This window comes from Streptomyces sp. NPDC050759, from assembly GCF_044456945.1.
GTDB lineage: Bacteria > Actinomycetota > Actinomycetes > Streptomycetales > Streptomycetaceae > Streptomyces.
The window spans coordinates 378,990-396,766 of the sequence record NZ_JBITGI010000009.1 but is presented as its reverse complement, the minus strand read 5'-3'; the positions used below and the strand labels follow the sequence as shown (position 1 = coordinate 396,766).

General features: G+C 69.7%; 15 protein-coding genes. 11 read left to right on the top strand and 4 right to left on the bottom strand.

Annotated elements, in window-relative coordinates:
- Positions 1 to 767: 767 nt before the first annotated feature.
- Together ACIBJB_RS27335 and hutH are read left to right on the top strand one after the other, a co-directional pair.
- Entirely contained in the window at positions 768 to 1,916 is a 1,149-nt protein-coding gene (locus tag ACIBJB_RS27335; protein ID WP_398933999.1) for a diguanylate cyclase domain-containing protein, read from the top strand.
- An 82-nt stretch (positions 1,917 to 1,998) separates the two neighbouring features.
- The gene (gene hutH / locus ACIBJB_RS27330; protein WP_398934046.1) at positions 1,999 to 3,537 is read left to right on the top strand and encodes a histidine ammonia-lyase; all 1,539 of its coding nucleotides are present in this window, start codon (positions 1,999 to 2,001) and stop codon (positions 3,535 to 3,537) included.
- Here the strand turns inward: hutH and ACIBJB_RS27325 are convergent.
- A complete protein-coding gene (locus tag ACIBJB_RS27325) occupies positions 3,518 to 4,273 on the bottom strand; it encodes a hypothetical protein (RefSeq protein ID WP_398933997.1) in 756 nt (251 codons plus the stop codon). The genes hutH and ACIBJB_RS27325 overlap by 20 nt on opposite strands.
- A 41-nt stretch (positions 4,274 to 4,314) precedes the next feature.
- A complete protein-coding gene (locus ACIBJB_RS27320; protein ID WP_266568632.1) occupies positions 4,315 to 4,596 on the bottom strand; it encodes an LPXTG cell wall anchor domain-containing protein in 282 nt (93 codons plus the stop codon).
- A gap of 130 nt (positions 4,597 to 4,726) precedes the next feature.
- On the opposite strand from ACIBJB_RS27320, the gene ACIBJB_RS27315 reads away from it, so the two are divergent.
- The 5 genes from ACIBJB_RS27315 to ACIBJB_RS27295 all read left to right on the top strand — a co-directional run bounded on the left by ACIBJB_RS27315 (position 4,727) and on the right by ACIBJB_RS27295 (position 12,564).
- Positions 4,727 to 5,071: a hypothetical protein gene (locus tag ACIBJB_RS27315; protein WP_398933995.1), complete on the top strand. Its 345-nt coding sequence runs from the start codon at positions 4,727 to 4,729 to the stop codon at positions 5,069 to 5,071.
- 206 nt (positions 5,072 to 5,277) lie between these two features.
- Positions 5,278 to 6,543, top strand: a complete 1,266-nt coding sequence (locus tag ACIBJB_RS27310) for an Ig-like domain-containing protein (protein WP_398933993.1) — start codon at positions 5,278 to 5,280, stop codon at positions 6,541 to 6,543.
- 200 nt (positions 6,544 to 6,743) lie between these two features.
- Complete coding sequence (locus tag ACIBJB_RS27305; protein ID WP_398933991.1) at positions 6,744 to 8,192, top strand: ABC transporter permease; 1,449 nt, start codon at positions 6,744 to 6,746, stop codon at positions 8,190 to 8,192.
- Between the two features lie 170 nt (positions 8,193 to 8,362).
- Complete coding sequence (locus ACIBJB_RS27300) at positions 8,363 to 9,046, top strand: ABC transporter ATP-binding protein (protein ID WP_398933989.1); 684 nt, start codon at positions 8,363 to 8,365, stop codon at positions 9,044 to 9,046.
- A 200-nt stretch (positions 9,047 to 9,246) separates the two neighbouring features.
- On the top strand, positions 9,247 to 12,564 hold the full coding sequence (locus ACIBJB_RS27295) for a S8 family peptidase (protein ID WP_398934044.1): 3,318 nt from the start codon (positions 9,247 to 9,249) through the stop codon (positions 12,562 to 12,564).
- A gap of 65 nt (positions 12,565 to 12,629) precedes the next feature.
- Here ACIBJB_RS27295 and sigJ read toward each other — a convergent pair whose 3' ends face one another.
- On the bottom strand, positions 12,630 to 13,535 hold the full coding sequence (gene sigJ, locus ACIBJB_RS27290) for an RNA polymerase sigma factor SigJ (RefSeq protein WP_398933987.1): 906 nt from the start codon (positions 13,533 to 13,535) through the stop codon (positions 12,630 to 12,632).
- A gap of 111 nt (positions 13,536 to 13,646) precedes the next feature.
- Here sigJ and ACIBJB_RS27285 point away from each other — a divergent pair, with 111 nt between their 5' ends.
- The 3 genes from ACIBJB_RS27285 to ACIBJB_RS27275 all read left to right on the top strand — a co-directional run bounded on the left by ACIBJB_RS27285 (position 13,647) and on the right by ACIBJB_RS27275 (position 15,500).
- Positions 13,647 to 14,126 (top strand): nuclear transport factor 2 family protein, encoded by a 480-nt coding sequence (locus ACIBJB_RS27285; protein ID WP_398933985.1) that lies wholly within the window; start codon positions 13,647 to 13,649, stop codon positions 14,124 to 14,126.
- Positions 14,123 to 14,665 carry a YceI family protein gene (locus ACIBJB_RS27280; RefSeq protein WP_398933983.1) on the top strand — a complete coding sequence of 181 codons (543 nt, stop codon included), beginning with the start codon at positions 14,123 to 14,125 and terminating at the stop codon, positions 14,663 to 14,665. The genes ACIBJB_RS27285 and ACIBJB_RS27280 overlap by 4 nt, the downstream gene beginning before the upstream one ends.
- 64 nt (positions 14,666 to 14,729) lie before the next feature.
- Entirely contained in the window at positions 14,730 to 15,500 is a 771-nt protein-coding gene (locus tag ACIBJB_RS27275) for a group II truncated hemoglobin (RefSeq protein ID WP_398933980.1), read from the top strand.
- 7 nt (positions 15,501 to 15,507) lie between these two features.
- Here the strand turns inward: ACIBJB_RS27275 and ACIBJB_RS27270 are convergent, their stop codons facing one another.
- Positions 15,508 to 16,410, bottom strand: a complete 903-nt coding sequence (locus ACIBJB_RS27270; RefSeq protein WP_398933978.1) for a helix-turn-helix transcriptional regulator — start codon at positions 16,408 to 16,410, stop codon at positions 15,508 to 15,510.
- A 183-nt stretch (positions 16,411 to 16,593) separates the two neighbouring features.
- On the opposite strand from ACIBJB_RS27270, the gene ACIBJB_RS27265 reads away from it, so the two are divergent.
- On the top strand, positions 16,594 to 17,634 hold the full coding sequence (locus ACIBJB_RS27265; protein ID WP_398933976.1) for an NAD(P)-dependent alcohol dehydrogenase: 1,041 nt from the start codon (positions 16,594 to 16,596) through the stop codon (positions 17,632 to 17,634).
- The last annotated feature ends 143 nt before the right edge of the window (positions 17,635 to 17,777 follow it).

Sequence of the window (17,777 nt, the reverse complement as noted above, 5' to 3'; positions counted from 1 at the left end):
GGCGGCGTTCAATGAGCGGCGGGCTCCGCGGTGGCCTCCGGCGGTTTGACGGGTGTGCGTGCGGGGTGGGTGGGGGCGGGCGTTTTGCGCAGTTCCCCGCGCCCCTTTGTGCCTGCGGCGGCCCGTTTCGGCTCCGGTGGGGGCTTGTGTAGCGCGTGCGGGTGTGTGGGGGGTCGGGGCCGGGGTGGGGGGTGTCCGTCCTCGGTCCGGCGGCTCGGCTGCTTTGGCTGTGCTCGGTAACGGACGCCGGCCGCTGCGGGCGGACACCCCCCACCCCGTCCCCTTGCCGCCGTACGCGGCTAACGGCCCGTCGTGGCGCGCGGTGCGGCGAGCGGTCCGTTGTGGCGCGCGGAGGAACGAACGGCCCGTCGTGGTGCGCGAGGTGGGGATCGGCCCGTCGTGGCGCAGGTGACTGCAACTCCCCAGGGGCGCGGGGAACTGCGCGACCAGCCCCCACCGGCCTGCAGCCGCCCGACAACCTGACCCGGCACCCCCGTAGGCGCCCGGCCCAAGCCCCGCGCATGCGGCCCGCGGGGAACTGCGCGATCAGCCCCCACCGGCCTGCAGCCGCCCGACAACCTGACCCGGCACCCCCGTAGGCGCCCGGCCCAAGCCCCGCGCATGCGGCCCGCGGGGAACTGGGCGACCAGCCCCCACTCACCCGCAGCCGCCCGGCAACCTGCGGCACTGCCCATGGGCGGCCCGCACGTTCTCGAACGGCCCAACCACAACCGGGTCCCCACCCGAATCCTCCCTAGCCTGGAGTGATGGGTGAGGACATCCGGCTGGCCGCCGTCGTGGCGTTGGCTCAGGGCATGGCGGCGGCCCACGGCTCGCGGGATGCGTGGCGGGCCGCCGCCGCTGGGGCGTGCCGTGCGCTCGGGGGGAGTTTTGCCGCGTTGTCCGTGTGGGAGCGGGAGCTCGGGCGGCTCAGGGTGCTGGTGAACGTGGGGGAGCTGGCCGCCGGTGAGGAGGAGTTTCCCGACGGTGAGGCCTACCCCGTGCACCAGTTCCCGGAGATCACCGAGTTTCTGCACGAGCGGTGGGCCGGGGGCGGTGAGCCCAACGCGTGGGTCGAGACGGCGGAGGGGCCCGCGGCCGGGGGGCGGCCCGGGTATGTGCATCAGCGTGTCGCCGCGCTGCGCAGGAGGGGGCGTGGGAGTTGTGTCGTCGCTCCGATTGTGCTCAATGGACGGGCTTGGGGGGAGCTGTATGTGGCCCGGCCCGCCGGTGCCCCCGTCTTCGGGCGGGAGGACGCCGACTTCGCCACCGTTCTGGCCGCCGTCGTCGCCGCCGGAATCGCCCAGGCGGAGCGGCTCGAGGAGGCGAGACGGCTGGCGTTCACGGACGCGCTGACCGGGCTCGCCAATCGCCGTGCCGTTGACGCGCGGCTCGACGAGGCCGTCGACCGGCACAAGAAGGACGGTGTCGTCGTCAGCCTCGTGGTGTGTGACCTGAACGGGCTGAAGCGGGTCAACGACACCCGTGGGCACGCCGTGGGCGACCGGCTGCTGGAGCGTTTCGGGTCGGTGCTGTCGTTGTGCGGGGCCATGCTGCCGGGCACCCTGGCCGCGCGGCTCGGGGGCGACGAGTTCTGTCTGCTCGCCGTCGGGCCGTCCGCCGACGACGTGGTGAGGGCTGCCGATGAACTCTGCCGGAGGGCCGGGGAGTTGGAGTTGGGGGAGGGGGTGGCCTGTGGGGTCGCCTCCACCGCGGATCCCATCGGGCCCGTTCGGTCCGCCCGGCGGCTCTTCCGGCTCGCCGATGCCGCGCAGTACCGGGCCAAGGCCGAGCGTGCCCAAAGGCCCGTCGTCGCGGGGCGGGGAGGGCCCGACGATCCCGTCGTACGGCTGGCCGATGCGGCTCCGTCGGGGCAGGCGGGAGAGCGGCGGACGTTCCGGGGGCGGCAGCCCTGAGGGGGTCTGTGTTTGTAAGGGGCGTAACCCCGACCCAGTAGTGACATCCTGGAATTCAGTGCGTACGCTCCTGAATATGGATATGCACACTGTGGTGGTGGGGACGTCCGGGGTCACCGCGTCCGACGTCCTGGCCGTGGCGCGGGACGGTGCCCGTATCGAGCTCTCCGAGGAGGCGGTCGCCGCTCTGGCCGCGGCCCGCGGGATCGTGGACGCCCTCGCGGCCAGGCCCGAGCCCGTCTACGGCGTCAGCACCGGCTTCGGTGCCCTCGCGACCCGGCACATCAGCCCGGAGCTCCGGGCGCAGTTGCAGCGCAACATCGTCCGTTCGCACGCCGCGGGGATGGGGCCGCGGGTGGAGCGGGAGGTCGTACGGGCGCTGATGTTCCTGCGGCTCAAGACCGTCTGCTCGGGACACACGGGGGTGCGGCCCGAGGTCGCGCAGACCATGGCCGACGTGCTCAACGCCGGGATCACGCCGGTTGTCCATGAGTACGGGTCACTTGGTTGCTCCGGGGATCTCGCGCCGCTCTCGCACTGCGCCCTCACCCTCATGGGGGAGGGGGACGCCGAGGGGCCCGACGGGGTCGTGCGGCCTGCCGGTGAGCTGCTTGCCGAGCACGGGATCGCGCCTGTCGAGCTCCGGGAGAAGGAAGGGCTCGCCCTTCTCAACGGCACCGACGGCATGCTCGGCATGCTGGTCATGGCGCTCGCCGATCTGGACATGCTCTACAAGTCCGCCGACATCACTGCCGCGCTGAGCCTTGAGGCGCTGCTCGGTACCGACAGGGTGCTCGCTCCCGAGCTGCACGCCATCCGGCCGCATCCGGGGCAGGGCGCCTCGGCCGCCAACATGCTGGCCGTGCTGGAGGGTTCGGAGCTCACCGGGCACCACCAGGACGACGCGCCCCGGGTCCAGGACGCCTACTCCGTGCGCTGTGCGCCGCAGGTCGCCGGGGCCGGGCGGGACACCATGGCGCACGCGCGGCTGGTGGCGGAGCGGGAGTTGGCGTCGGCGGTGGACAACCCTGTTGTGCTGCCGGACGGGAGGGTGGAGTCCAACGGCAACTTCCATGGTGCGCCGGTGGCTTATGTGCTTGATTTCCTCGCCATCGCCGTCGCCGATCTCGCGTCGATCGCCGAGCGGCGCACCGACCGGCTGCTCGACAAGAACCGGTCCCACGGGCTGCCGCCGTTCCTCGCGGACGACGCCGGTGTCGACTCCGGGCTGATGATCGCCCAGTACACGCAGGCCGCGCTGGTCGGCGAGTTGAAGCGGCTGGCCGTCCCGGCGTCCGCGGACTCGATCCCCTCGTCCGCGATGCAGGAGGACCACGTGTCGATGGGGTGGTCGGCCGCGCGGAAACTGCGGACCGCCGTCGACAACCTCACTCGGGTGCTCGCCGTGGAGTTGTACGCGGCCTCGCGCGCCGTCGAGCTGCGCGAGGGCCTGAGCCCGGCGCCGGCGACGCAGGCCGTCATCAGCGCCGTACGCAAGGCGGGTGTCGAGGGCCCGGGTCCCGACCGGTTCCTGGCGCCCGATCTCGCCGCGGCGGACGTGTTCGTGCGGGAGGGGCGGCTGGTCGAAGCGGTGGAGGCGGTCACCGGGCCGTTGCGGTGAGCTTTCCCACCTGGGCGCTGATCACGGGGAGCGGCACGGTGGACGCCTTGCCGCTCTGCATCGAGGCGAAGTCGACCGAGTAGTACGTGGAGACGAGGGTGCCCACGCGCACCGCCTCGACGGTGAACGTGCCCGTGCCCTCACCGTCCATGTCGGCGTCCAGGACGAAGGCCACCGAGTCGTCGCCCTGGCCGGAGGCCTTGCCCGCGGCGACCTTGGTGATCTTCATCTCCTCACCCTGGGCCGTGATGCCGAACCCGCCGGAGCAGGGGGCGATCCCGTCGGAGACGGCCTCGAGGGCCTTCTCGGCGCCGTCGCCCTCGTACGAGGAGAGGCCCACGCTGGTCATGGTCACGTCGAAGGAGTTCCCGACGCGCTCCTCCGACGTGACGGAGTTGCTCGCGCCCGCGTCCGTGTCGCCCGGCGGCAGGCCGGTCAGGGCGTAGGCGAGCGGGGCGCACTCGGCCTTGTCCGTCTTCAGCTCGCTCCGGGACTTCGGCAGGGTGTCGTCGCCGTCGGAGATCTTGTCCCGGGGAAGGTCGCTCTGGACGAGCAGAAGCTTCTCCAGCTCGGCCGCACCGAGCGCCTTAGCGGCGGGGGACACCTTCGACGGCCGGGGGCTCTCGGACGCCTTCGGGTCGTCGCCCGAACCCCCGCCGCATCCCGTGAGGAGCGCGAACGACAGCACGCCCACGGTCGCCTTGGCAGCTGAGCAGGCTGTCGATGATCTCTTCATGCGCGGACTATGAAGGTTGTGCCAAGAGCACGTCAAGCCCGTTAAAAGCCCAGCCGTTCCCGGCGTACCGAATAGACGACGAAGCCCGCACCCAGCGTGAGGAACAGGGTGCCGCCGACGACGTACGGCGTGGTGTCGAAGCTGCCGGTGTCGGCGAGCCGGGTGTCGTCCACGGACGTCTCCGCGCTCGTGGTCGTGACCCGCGCCTGTGCCGTGACCTGCGGAGACGGCTCTGTTCTCGCCGGGCTGTCCTGGGTCGCGTTGGCGGACGGGACGAACCACAGGGCACCCAGAAGGGTCCCCGCGGCGGTGGCGGTCAGCAACGGACGGCGAACGGATGACACGGAATATCGATCCCCTTGTGGTGCTGGCGAATTGGCCGTGTGGGGCGATGTTAGTGAAAGGCGCGGGTCACGGGAAAGTCACGGGAGCGGTGGGCTTTACGCTCCGGGCATGAGCACTGAAGAGACATCACGTTTTGTACGGCTTCGGGTGGAACTCGTCGTCGAGGTCGACGACCAGGACGCCGTGACCCGGGCCGCGCTGGCGCGGATCGCGGAGGATCCGGACATGCCGGACGACGAGCGGGCGCACGCCGAGGGTGCTGTGACGGAAGACACTGCGGAGGCGCTCGCCTATCTCGTGGACCCGTTCGACCTGGTCGGGGACCTGTCGGGCGTCGAACTCGCCCAGGCCTCCTGGAGCAGCGAGCAGATCGACTACGACCCGGATTCGCCGGACTGGGACCTCGACGAGGATGATGTAGAAGAAGACGAGGAAGAAGAGGCCGTCGGCTGAGCGTGCTCGGGAAAATCGTGACCCCGGGTGGCAACCGCCGTCCGGGGTTTCGTCGTCTCACGGGTCGCACGGACCGACAGACACACCTTCCACCTCGGTGGACGTGGTGTGCCCCACACCTTCTCAGAAGGTGGAACGGGACGAACCGGTCGTAGCGTTGAGGTTTTATTGACGGGGACTCTCGGGGTTTCTGAGATTCGGCAACGATGGAGAAGCGTGTGATGACGGTCAGTAAGCGGCGCAGGGGCCTGACGGTCGCGTCCGCTCTGCTTGGCGGGGTGCTGGTGCTCTCGGCCTGTTCCGGTGGCGACGACTCCTCGTCGAACGGCGGCGGCAGCGACACCTCGCAGGCCAAGGCCGACGAGGCGGCGGCCAAGAAGAGCTCCCAGGCCGAGATCAAGATCACGCCCAAGGACGGCACGGACAACGCCTCCATCAACAACTCCGCCGCCGTCACCGTGAGCAAGGGCACGCTCACCGGCGTGACGATGACGACGACCGACGGCACGAAGGTCGCCGGCGAACTGTCCGCCGACAAGACCAGCTGGAAGCCCAGCACCCAGCTGGAGCGCTCGACGACCTACAAGGTCGCCGCGGAGGCCAAGGACTCCGACGGTCTCGTCGCTCACGAGAACGCCTCGTTCACGACGGTCTCCCCGGCCAACAGCTTCATAGGCAACTTCACGCCGGAGGACGGCTCGACCGTCGGTGTGGGCATGCCGGTGTCGATCAACTTCAACAAGGAGATCACCAACAAGGCGGCCGTGCAGAAGGGCATCACGGTCTCCTCCAGCAGCGGCCAGGAGGTCGTCTGCCACTGGTTCTCCACCGTCCGCATGGACTGCCGTCCCGACGAGTACTGGAAGGAGAACTCCACCGTCACGCTGAAGCTCGCGCTCGACGGTGTCGAGGGCGCTTCCGGTGTCTACGGCGTCCAGCAGAAGACGGTCACCTTCAAGATCGGCCGCAACCAGGTCTCGTACGTCGACGCGAAGACCAAGCAGATGAAGATCACGCACAACGGCGCGGTCATCAAGACCATCCCGATCTCGGCCGGCTCGCCGGAGAACAAGACGTACGAAGGCGTCATGGTGATGTCCGAGAAGTTCAAGGAGACGCGCATGAACGGCGCGACCGTGGGCTTCACCGACGACGACGGCAAGGGCGAGTACGACATCAAGGACGTGCCGCACGCCATCCGGCTCACCAACTCCGGCACCTTCGTGCACGGCAACTACTGGGGCGCCAAGTCCGTCTTCGGCAACGTGAACACCAGCCACGGCTGCGTGGGCCTGTCCGACACCAAGGGCGCCAACGACAAGGGCACGCCGGGCTACTGGTTCTACACCAACTCGATCGTCGGTGACGTGGTGGTCGTCCAGAACACCGGCGACAAGACGGTGGCCCCGGACAACGGCCTCAACGGCTGGAACCTGAGCTGGGCGGACTGGAAGGCGGGGTCGGCGGTCTGACGGTCGCCGGCTGACACGGTCATTTGAGGGCGGTCACCTGATGGGGTGGCCGCCCTCAGCTTTTGCCGGGCGATGAAAACGGGCGCCGCCCTGTTTCTGACAGGCTCGTCCAGGGTTCTTGCAGGCTCATGGACAGCCTTCTCATGCAGCTCTTATTCGGGGCTTATGCAGTCATCACGCGCCGTACCTAGCTTGCGGCCATGTTCTTCACCTACCTGAGGCGCGAACTGCGCCGCCGCAGAAAGGCGGCCCTCGTCGTCGCCTCCGGGCTCGCGCTCGGGATCGCGCTGGTCATCGTGGTCAGCTCCGTGTCGTCCGGCATGGGGAAGGCCCAGGACAAGGTCCTCCAGTCGCTGTACGGGCTGGGCACCGACATGACGGTCACCAAGGCCGCCCAGCCGCAGGCCGGTTCGTCCGAGCGGCCGCGCTTCCAGTTCGACGCGCAGGACAACGGCTCCGGCTCGGAGCAGAGCAGCGACCGGGTGCTGGTACAGGGGTTCCAGACCCTGTCCACCTCCACGGTCACCAAGGTCGACCAGCAGACCGGGGTATCGGACGCGGTCGGCGGACTGAGCCTCCAAGTCATCAAGGTGAGCGGGCAGTTCACCCGCGGACAGTTCCAGCAGGGCCAGAACGGGGGGAACCGGCCGGGCGGCAACGGCGGCACCGGGCAGCCGCAGGGTGAAGTGCGGGGCGGCGGCGCCGACTTCGACGTCAACAACTACTCCGTCTTCGGCACCGACGTCACCAAGGCGGCCCTCGGCCCGCTGACCTCCTCCAAGATCACCAGCGGCCGTACGTTCACGTCGACCGAGACCACCGCGAAGGTCGCCGTCATCGACTCCGCGTACGCGAAGGAGAAGAAGCTCAAGGTCGGTTCCACCGTCACCATCAAGAGCGTCAAGTTCAAGGTGATCGGTATCGCCACCGCGGACAGCGGGGACGCGGCCGCCAACGTCTACATCCCCCTCACCCAGGCGCAGACCCTCAGCGACTCGAAGAACAAGGTCACCACGATCTACGTCAAGGCGACCGACTCCCAGAAGATCGACAACGTCAAGTCGACGATCCAGAAGAACATCTCGGGTACGACCGTCACGACGTCGGCCGACCTCGCGGACACCGTCTCCGGTTCCCTCTCCACCGCGTCCTCGCTCGCCACCAACGTCGGCAAGTGGCTGTCGATCGCCGTCCTGGTCGCCGCGTTCCTCGTCGCCGGTCTGCTGACCTCGTCCGCGGTGTCGCGCCGGGTGCGGGAGTTCGGCACGCTCAAGGCGCTGGGGTGGAAGTCGGGGCGGGTGACCCGGCAGGTCGTCGGTGAGGCGATGGTCAACGGGCTGCTGGGCGGGGCGCTGGGCATCGCGCTCGGTCTCGCGGGGGCGTACGTCGTCACGGCCATCAGCCCCACGCTGCAAGCCCAGTTGGGCGGCGCCAGCGGTGGTGGCGGAGGTGGCGGGGGCGGCTTCGGTGGCCCCGGCCGGCAGGCGGCCGCCAAGACGCTGGACGTGGCCCTGACCGCGCCGGTCAGTCTTACGACGGTGTCGATCGCGGTGGGTCTCGCGGTGGCCGGCGGTCTGATCGCCGGCGCGTTCGGCGGCTGGCGCGCGTCCCGGTTGCGGCCGGCGGACGCGTTGCGCCGCGTCGAGTAGGACGTCGGGGCCTGGCCCTGTGGTCTTGCGGCTGCGGGAGCGTCGTGGCTGGTCGCGCCCACCTGGCGGAGCCGCACCCAGGGGCGCGGGGAACTGCGCGACCAGCCCCCACCGGCCCGCAGCCGACAACGATCCGCACCACCCCGAACCCCACCCACCCAGGAGTGACCATGTACGAACTCAGAAGCGTCACCAAGCGCTACTCCCGAGGCAAGGACACCGTCGACGCGCTCGCCGGTGTCGATCTCACCATCGCCGACGGGGACCGGCTCGTCATCCAGGGCCCCACGGGCGGCGGCAAGTCCACCCTGCTCCAGATGCTCGGCGGACTGGACAAGCCCACGGAGGGCGAAGTCGTGCTCGACGGCACGGACTTGGCCAAGTTGTCAGAGGCCAGGCTCACCAAGGTCCGCAGCGAGAACATCGGCTTCGTCTTCCAGTCCTTCAACCTCATCCCCACCCTCACCGCCCAGGAGAACGTCGAGACCGCCCTCGTACCCCTCGGCGTGAAGACGAAGGAGCGGCGCGAGCGGGCGGCCGAGGCCCTCACCTCCGTCGGGCTCGGGGAGCGTCTGAGGCATCTGCCCTCCGAGTTGTCCGGCGGCCAGCAGCAGCGCGTCGCCATCGCCCGCGCCCTCGTCAAGCAGCCGAAGGTGCTCCTCGCCGACGAACCCACCGGCAACCTCGACGAGTCGATGCGCGACGAGATCATGGACGTACTCGAACGCATGTGGAAGGAGCTGGGGCTGACCTTCATCATGGTCACCCACGACTCGGCCATCGCGAAGAAGGCCCCCCGCGTCGCCACGATCCGCAAGGGAAGGATCACCGTGAAGGAGAACGCCGCCCCCTGAACCGGCAACCTCAACTCCCCCTGAACCCGGCAGTCTTGTAACAGACTTTCCTGTCAGGCAGTTGTCTATTGAGCTCGTGATCACCCCTCGGCATACTTCGAGCACCGGGGGGTGCACGTATACGCGTGCGAGTCTGCCCCCGCCCGGGTGAACGGGGAATTCACCCGGTCCTTTTGCAAGGGGGAATCTTGCGCAGACAAGTGAAAAAGGCATGCGCCGCCACGATCGCCACGGCGGCGGCGGTAGCGCTCGCGGCGGGCATGACCAGCCCGGCGTCGGCGGACGCGAAGACGTCGAGCGTCTCGCAGTCGAACAAGGCGCAGCTCACGCCCAAGCACCGCATCACCCTGATCACCGGTGACCGTGTCGTCGTGGACGCCAAGGGCCGCGTCGTGGGCCTGGAGCCCGCGAAGGGCCGCGAGCACATACCGGTTCAGCTCCGCAAGGCCGACGGTCACACCTATGTGCTGCCGTCCGACGTCGTCCGCCTGGTGTCGAGCGGCAAGCTCGACCAGCGGCTGTTCGACGTCACCGAGCTCAACAAGGCCGCCACCCGCAAGTCCCAGAGCAAGGGACTGAAGGTGATCGTCGGCTACAAGGGCGCGGCGAGCGCGGCCAAGGGCGACGTCCGGGACGCGGGCACGCTCCGCCACGCTCTGGCCTCCCTGAACGCCGACGCGGTACAGACGCCGACAGAGGACGCGCCCGAGCTGTGGGACGCGGTCACCAACGGCGACAAGACCGCCTCCGGCATCGCGCATGTCTGGCTCGACGGCGTCCGCAAGGCCAGCCTCGACAAGTCCGTGCCGCAGATCGGCGCCCCGACCGCCTGGGCCAAGGGCTACAACGGCAAGGGCGTCAAGATCGCCGTCCTGGACACCGGCATCGACGCCACCCACCCGGACCTCAAGGACCAGGTGATCGCGGCGAAGAACTTCTCCACCTCCGCCGACGCGACCGACAAGTTCGGCCACGGCACCCACGTCGCCTCCATCGCGGCCGGCACCGGCGCGAAGTCGAACGGCAAGTACAAGGGTGTCGCGCCGGGCGCCAAGCTGCTCAACGGCAAGGTGCTCAGCGACGACGGCTACGGCGAGGACTCGCAGATCCTCGCCGGCATGGAGTGGGCGGCCGAGCAGGGCGCCGACGTCGTCAACCTCAGCCTCGGCGGCGGCGACACCCCGGAGATCGACCCGCTGGAAGCCGAGGTCAACAAGCTCTCGGAGACCAAGGGCATCCTGTTCGCCATCGCCGCGGGCAACGAGGGCGACTTCGGCGACCAGACCATCGGCTCCCCGGGCTCGGCGGCCTCCGCCCTGACCGTCGGCGCGGTCGACGACAAGGACAAGCTGGCCTCCTTCTCCAGCACCGGCCCCGGCCTCGACGGGCAGATCAAGCCCGACGTGACCGCGCCCGGCGTGGACATCACCGCGGCCGCCGCTCCCGGCAGCCTCATCGACAAGGAGGTCGGCGAGAAGCCGGCCGGCTACCTCACCATCTCCGGTACGTCGATGGCGACCCCGCATGTCGCGGGCGCGGCGGCGATCCTGAAGCAGGAGCACCCCGACTGGAAGTTCTCCGAGCTCAAGGGCGCCCTGACCGGCTCGGCGAAGGGCGGTAAGTACACGCCGTTCCAGCAGGGTTCGGGCCGTATCGCCGTCGACAAGGCCATCACGCAGAGCGTGATCGCCGACCCGGTCTCGGTGAGCTTCGGCACCCAGCAGTGGCCGCACACCGACGACAAGCCGGTCACCAAGCAGGTGACGTACCGCAACCTCGGTACGAAGGACGTCACGCTGAAGCTGTCGTCGACGGCCACCAACCCGAAGGGCCAGGCCGCCCCGGCCGGCTTCTTCAAGCTGGCCGCCACCACGGTGACGGTCCCGGCGGGCGGCAAGGCCTCCGTCGACGTCACCGTCAACACCAAACTGGGCGGCACGCTCGACGGCGCCTACTCGGCGTACGTGACGGCGACGGGCGGCGGACAGACCGTGCGTACGGCGGCGGCGGTGCAGCGGGAGGTCGAGTCCTACGACGTCACGCTGAACGTCCTCGACCGAGACGGCAAGCCGACCAAGAACTACGACGCCGGCCTGTACGGCATTTCCGGCCTGGCCAACGGCAAGATGTTCGCGCCGTACGAGGCAGACGGCACCGTCACCGTCCGCGTGCCCAAGGGCGGTTACATCCTCAACTCCGCGTACTACGTGGACCCGGAGGACTTCACCAAGGGCGCCGACTGGCTGGTCCAGCCCAAGCTGAACGTCACGAAGAACACGACGGTCACGCTGGACGCGCGCAAGGCCAAGCCGGTCGACATCACCGTGCCCGACACGGCCGCCAAGTCGGAGTTCGCCTCGCCCGGCTTCGAGATCGACACGGCCGACGGCGGTTACGGCTTCGGCTGGTTCCTGGACTCGTACGCGGGCTTCCGTACCGCGCACTTCGGTCCGCAGGTGACCGACGGCTCGCTCAGCGAGCAGTTCGACGGCCACTGGAGCAAGGGCGCCACCGAGCAGTACGACACCGTCGCCGGCGGCAAGGTCAAGCAGTTCGCCACCGGTTACACCAAGCACTACAAGGCGAGCGAGCTGGCCAAGGTGAAGGTCGCCATGGGCGCCGCCGCCAGCGGCAAGAAGGGCTCGGTCAACGCCGTGGGCTGGCTGCCCGGCTCCTTCTCCGCCTCCTCGATCGGCATCCAGCAGACCCTGCCCAGCACCCGCACCCTGCACCTGTCCACCGTCAGCGGTGTCAAGTGGGGGCTGGAGTTCGAGCAGGACAGCGGTGTCGACCCGGACGGCTTCCCGATCGCCGACGCGTACTACACGCTCGGTGCCACGCAGTCCTTCCAGGGCGGCAAGTCGTACGCGAAGACCTTCAACACCGCGGTCTTCGGCCCGCATCTCAACGCCAACTTCGGTCTGTACCGCGACGGCAACGAGATCTTCGGCTCCCTCCCGCTGTTCGCGGACGGACAGGGCCACGCCGGCTCGTCGGTGTTCACCTCGGTCAACACCACGCTGTACAAGAACGGCGTCAAGGTCGGCTCGAACGACGACCCGCTGTTCGGCGAGAAGACCTTCAAGGTCCCGGCCGGCCAGGCCAACTACAAGCTGACGACCTCGGTCAAGCGCAGTGTCAAGGTCGCGGCGGCCTCCACCCGGATCGACGCCAGCTGGACGTTCGCGTCCAAGAAGACGGCCGACTTCACCAAGCTGCCCGCCTCGATGGTCCGCTTCAACGCGGCCACGGGTCTGGACAGCCGTGTCGAGGCCGGTAAGACGGTCAAGATCCCGCTGACCGTCGAGGGCTCCGCCAAGGGCTCCAACCTGAAGTCCCTCGCGGTGTACGTGTCGTACGACTACGGCCAGACCTGGAAGAAGGTCACGGTCTCGGGCGGCAAGATCACCGTGAAGAACCCGGCGAAGGGGAAGGCCATCTCCTTCCACGCCAAGATCGCCGACAAGAAGGGCAACAAGTCGACGATCTCGATCTACAACGCGTACTACGGGAAGTGATCTGTAGGACGCGGTAGTGGAGAGGCCCGTCGGAAGCACTGCTTCCGGCGGGCCTTCTCCGTTTCTCAGCCCGCCGTCCAGGGCCGTAGCTTCTCGGGGTTCCGTACCGCCCAGATACGGGTGACCCGGTCGGCCTCGACATCGAGGGCGAGGACCGCCTCGACGGTGTCGTCCACCTGGACCACCAGGCCCGGCCGGCCGTTCACCGTGCGCTCCAGGAGGGCCAGCTCGGGGGCGTCGGTGACGAGGCCGGCGAGGAAGCGGGCGATCGGCTCACCGCCGTGCAGCGGGACGGGCAGGGCGGTGACGAGGCCGCCGCCGTCACTGGTCGCCACGGCGTCCGGGTCGAGGAGCTGGACGAGAGCGCCGATGTCCTTCGCCTGCCAGGCCACCTTGAAATCCCGCACCACGCCCGCGTGCCGGGCCGTCGAAGTCGACGTCGTGGGGGGCCGGGCCTCGCGCACCCGCCGGCGGGCCGAGACGGCCAGCTGACGGCAGGCCGCCGGGGTACGGCCGACGATCTCGGCCACGTCGGCGAACGGGTAGCGGAAGACGTCGTGCAGGACGAACGCCACCCGCTCGGCCGGGGTCATCGACTCCAGCACCACGAGGAAGGCCATCCCGACCGACTCGTCGAGGGTGACCCGGTCGGCCGGATCCGCCGGGGTGCCGGCCCACTCCACGCTGTCCGGCACCGGCTCCGGGAGCCACTCACCGACGTACCTCTCCCGCCGGGCCCGCGCCGAGCCGAGCACGTCCAGGCAGATCCGCCCGGCGACCGTGGTCAGCCAGCCGCCCGGCGACCTGATCGCCTCCCGCTGCTCGGGCGACATGGCGTACCAACGGGCGTACGTCTCCTGCACGACGTCCTCGGCGTCCGCGAGGGACCCGAGGAGCCGGTACGCGAGGTTGATCAGCCGGCGCCGCTCACCCATGATCGCGCTCAGGGCCGGCTCGGACGGTGTGCTCATGACGGTCGCCTCCTCGGTCTCACCACTACGACGAGACAGCACCCCGAAAAGTGAGGTCCTCACATTCTCGGTGGCCGTGTCGTCGTAGCGGTGAGACCGAGGAGGAGACCCATGACTGATGTGCGGGCCATCGCCGACCGCATCGAGATCCAGGCACTGGCGGGCGAGTTCACCGACGCGGGGATGCTGCGGGACTACGACCGCCTCGCCGCGCTGTTCGCCGAGGACGGCGTCCTGCGGATACCCGCCGCCGGCGTCGAGTTCACCGGCCCCGAGGAGATCCGCGCCGGGATCGAACGGCTGCGGGGCGTGTGGGAGTACTTCGTGCAGACCGTGCACCCGGGAGTGGTCAGGGTCGACGGCGACAGCGCGTACGGGCGGGCGTACATCGTGGAGTTCGGGCGGATGCGCGACGGCAGTTCGCACGCCAACCACGCCCTGTACCACGACCGCTACCGTCGTACCCCGGACGGCTGGAGGTTCACCGAGCGCGCCTACGAGATCCGCTACCTCGACACCACCGCGCTCACGGGCGCCCCGCCCGAGCCCGGCCTGATCATGACCCTTCCCGCCGCGAGCGCCGACGCATGACGGCCACGACCGGAGCCGGCGAGCTGACCGGCGACTACGTCCTGGACACCACCCGCACCCGGCTCGGCTTCGTCAGCCGGTCCCTGCTGCTCCTGAAGGTGCGCGGCCGGTTCGAGGGGTTCGAGGGGAGCGCGCGTCTGGACGGTGACGACCCGTCGCGGTCCGCCGTCCGGCTCACGATCCGGGCCCGGAGCATCCGGACCGACCACGACAAGCGCGACGAGCATCTGCGCGGCCCCGACTTCCTGGACGCGGACCGCCACCCGCTCCTCACCTTCTCCTCGACCGCCGTGGAACCGGCCGGCCCGGGGTTCCGGGTCACCGGCGACCTGACCGTGCGGGGCGTGACCAGGACGGTCGTCCTCGACCTGGAGCGGACCGGCACCGAGAGCGACCCTCGGGGTGCCCTCCGGCTCGGGTTCACGGCCAGGGGCACCCTCGACCGCAGGGACTGGGGGATCACCTGGGGGCGGGGCATGATCGCCGGCAAGGTGGCCCTGGAGCTCGACGTGGCCGTGGTCCGGCGCCGCCCGGGGTGAGCCCACAGCGAACTCCGGGTCGGAGGGGGAGCCTCCGGCGGGGCGTCCGTGTTTGTGTGAGGCCATGACCACAGAGACCGTCGAGTACATCCGCTACCGCATCCCGGAAGACCGCTCGGCGGAGTTCCTGTCCGCCTACACCCACGCCGCGACCCAGCTCGCGGCCGCCCCGCAGTGCGTCGACTACGAACTGGCGCGCTGCGAGGAGGACTTCGAACACTTCGTCCTGCGCATCACCTGGACCTCCACCGAGGACCACCTGGAGGGCTTCCGTAAGTCGGAGCTGTTCCCGGACTTCCTCGCCGAGATCCGGCCGTACATCGAGAACATCGAGGAGATGCGCCACTACAAACCGACGACGGTCCGCGGCCGGGGCGCCGCCGTCCCCACCCTGTTCGCGTGGGCGGGCGGCGCGGAGGCCTTCGGCCGGCTCACCACGGTGTTCTACGAGAAGGTCCTGGCGGACGATCTCCTGGCCCCGGTGTTCGCCGGACTGGCCCCCGAGCACGCCGAGCACGTCGCCCTCTGGCTCGCGGAGGTCTTCGGTGGGCCGACCGCCTACTCCGAGACCCAGGGCGGCCACGGCCACATGGTCGCCAAGCACCTGGGCCGTGGCATCACCGAGCCGCAGCGCCGCCGTTGGGTGAACCTCATCCAGGACGCCGCCGACGAGGCCGGACTGCCCACCGACGCGGAGTTCCGCTCGGCGTTCCTCGCCTACGTGGAGTGGGGCACCCGGCTCGCGGTCCACTTCTCGGGACCGGACGCCAAGCCGCCGGCGGAGCAGCCGGTGCCGCAGTGGAGCTGGGGAGCCGCACCGCCGTACCAGGGCTGAGACCCGGTCAGGAGCGCGCGGACTCGCCCGCCCGGGTCGCGTCCGCGCCCCAGCTCGCCAGCAGCCTCAGCGCCTCCGCCGACGGCGAGCCCGGTTCCGCGTGGTAGGTGACCAGGGCCTGCTCGGTGCCGTCGGACAGGGGGAACGACTCGAAGTTCAGGGTCAGGTCACCGACCAGCGGGTGGCGGAGCTGCTTGACGCCGAAGTTCTTCTCCTTGACGTCATGAGTGGCCCACAGCCGCCTGAACTCCTCGCTCTTCACGGAGAGCTCGCCGACCAGGGCGGACAGCGCCGGGTCGTCGGGATGGCAGCCGGCGTCCATGCGCAGGTAGCTGACGATGTCGCTGGCCTTCTGCTCCCACGGTACGAACAGGTTCTGGTACTCCGGCCGCAAAAAGACCAACCGGGCCCAGTTCCGCTCCTGCGCCGGGAGCTCCGACCAGTCCCCGAAGACCGCCGCCGCCATCCGGTTCCAGGCGACGATGTCCGACCGCCGGCCCGAGACGTACGCCGGGACGTTGATCGAGTCCAGCAGCTGCCGGATCGATCCGCGCACCTGCTCGGTGCGCGCGGTGGTCCTCTTCTTGTGCTGTTTGGGCTTCGCCAGATGCGTGAGGTGCGCGCGCTCGGCGTCGGTCAGCCGGAGCGCGCGGGCGATGGCGTCCAGGACCTCCGCCGAGACGTTGCGCCCGTTGCCCTGCTCCAGGCGCGTGTAGTACGCCACCGAGACGCCCGCCAGCTGCGACAGCTCCTCGCGGCGCAGCCCCGGTACCCTGCGGTGCCGCCCGAAGTCCGGCAGCCCCACGTCCTCCGGCTTCAGCCGGGCCCGCCGGGTGCGCAGAAACTCGCTGAGCTCGGCGCGCCGGTCCAGTGAGCGGCCTCCGGGCAGTTCCTCGGCCATGTCGTTCATACGGCAAGTATTCACGGTCGTACGCCCAGCATCCTGTCCCCGCCAGTAGTAGGACCGGCGAACGTACGCAAAGCCGTGGTCTGGGTGGGCGTCGATTCCTGGGGCAGGCTGTGCAGCGTGCCCGGACGGATGGACAAGACAGAAGGCAGCCGGGCACACCCCCTCCCGAGGAGAACCACCCTCATGACCACTGTTGCCGCATACGCCGCCCCCGCCGCGAAGGCTCCGCTGGAGCGCACCACCATCGAGCGCCGGGCGGTCCGCGAGCACGACGTCCTGATCGACATCAAGTTCGCCGGCATCTGCCACTCGGACATCCACCAGGCCCGCGAGGGCTGGGGCGAGGCCATCTTCCCGATGGTCCCGGGCCACGAGATCGCCGGCGTCGTCTCCGAGGTCGGACCCGGTGTCACCAAGTACCAGGTCGGCGACCGGGTCGGCGTCGGCTGCCTGGTCGACTCCTGCCGTGAGTGCGACAACTGCAAGGCAGGCCTCGAGCAGCACTGCACCGGCGGCTCGGTCGGCACGTACAACGCCATCGGCAAGGACGGCGAGCCCACCTACGGCGGCTACTCCGAGAAGGTCGTCGTCGACGAGAACTTCGTCGTCCGTATCCCCGAGGGCCTGTCCCTCGACGAGGCCGCGCCTCTGCTGTGCGCCGGCATCACCACGTACTCCCCGCTCAAGCGGTGGGGCGCCGCCCCCGGCAAGAAGGTCGCCGTGGTCGGCCTGGGCGGTCTCGGCCACATGGGCGTCAAGCTCGCGCACGCGCTCGGCGCCGAGGTCACCGTCCTGTCGCAGTCCCTGCGCAAGAAGGACGACGGTCTGAAGCTGGGCGCGGACCACTACTACGCGACCAGCGACGAGAACACCTTCAAGGAGCTGGCCGGCACCTTCGACCTCATCCTCTCCACGGTCTCGGCCCCGCTGGACTTCGGCGCCTACCTGAGCCTGCTCAAGGCAGGCGGCGCCTTGGTGAACGTGGGCGCCCCCGAGGAGCCGATCGCCCTGAACCTCTTCTCCCTCATCGGCGGCAGCAAGACCCTCGCCGGCTCGGCGATCGGCGGCATCCCCGAGACCCAGGAGATGCTGGACTTCTGCGCCGAGCACGGCATCGGCTCCGAGATCGAGCTGATCGCCGCGTCGGAGATCAACGAGGCGTACGAGCGGGTCGTCAACAGCGATGTGCGCTACCGGTTCGTGATCGACACGGCGACGATCTGACCCGCATGGCGTGAACGAGGGGCCTCGGTCTGATGCCGGGGCCCTTTGGCGTATGGCCGGCTCCGGCGGGTGGGCTTTGGGCGTGCGGTTGGCTCCGGGGGGTGGGCTTTGGGCGTGCGGCTGGCTCCGGGGGGTGGGCTTTG

Excerpts from the sequence above, each read along its gene's own strand:
- ACIBJB_RS27335 (WP_398933999.1), top strand. The coding sequence starts at position 768 with ATGGGTGAGGACATCCGGCTGGCCGCCGTCGTGGCGTTGGCTCAGGGC.
- hutH (WP_398934046.1), top strand. The coding sequence starts at position 1,999 with ATGCACACTGTGGTGGTGGGGACGTCCGGGGTCACCGCGTCCGACGTC.
- ACIBJB_RS27325 (WP_398933997.1), bottom strand. The coding sequence starts at position 4,273 with ATGAAGAGATCATCGACAGCCTGCTCAGCTGCCAAGGCGACCGTGGGC.
- ACIBJB_RS27315 (WP_398933995.1), top strand. The coding sequence starts at position 4,727 with ATGAGCACTGAAGAGACATCACGTTTTGTACGGCTTCGGGTGGAACTC.
- ACIBJB_RS27310 (WP_398933993.1), top strand. The coding sequence starts at position 5,278 with ATGGAGAAGCGTGTGATGACGGTCAGTAAGCGGCGCAGGGGCCTGACG.
- ACIBJB_RS27305 (WP_398933991.1), top strand. The coding sequence starts at position 6,744 with ATGTTCTTCACCTACCTGAGGCGCGAACTGCGCCGCCGCAGAAAGGCG.
- ACIBJB_RS27300 (WP_398933989.1), top strand. The coding sequence starts at position 8,363 with ATGTACGAACTCAGAAGCGTCACCAAGCGCTACTCCCGAGGCAAGGAC.
- sigJ (WP_398933987.1), bottom strand. The coding sequence starts at position 13,535 with ATGAGCACACCGTCCGAGCCGGCCCTGAGCGCGATCATGGGTGAGCGG.
- ACIBJB_RS27285 (WP_398933985.1), top strand. The coding sequence starts at position 13,647 with ATGACTGATGTGCGGGCCATCGCCGACCGCATCGAGATCCAGGCACTG.
- ACIBJB_RS27280 (WP_398933983.1), top strand. The coding sequence starts at position 14,123 with ATGACGGCCACGACCGGAGCCGGCGAGCTGACCGGCGACTACGTCCTG.
- ACIBJB_RS27275 (WP_398933980.1), top strand. The coding sequence starts at position 14,730 with ATGACCACAGAGACCGTCGAGTACATCCGCTACCGCATCCCGGAAGAC.
- ACIBJB_RS27270 (WP_398933978.1), bottom strand. The coding sequence starts at position 16,410 with ATGAACGACATGGCCGAGGAACTGCCCGGAGGCCGCTCACTGGACCGG.
- ACIBJB_RS27265 (WP_398933976.1), top strand. The coding sequence starts at position 16,594 with ATGACCACTGTTGCCGCATACGCCGCCCCCGCCGCGAAGGCTCCGCTG.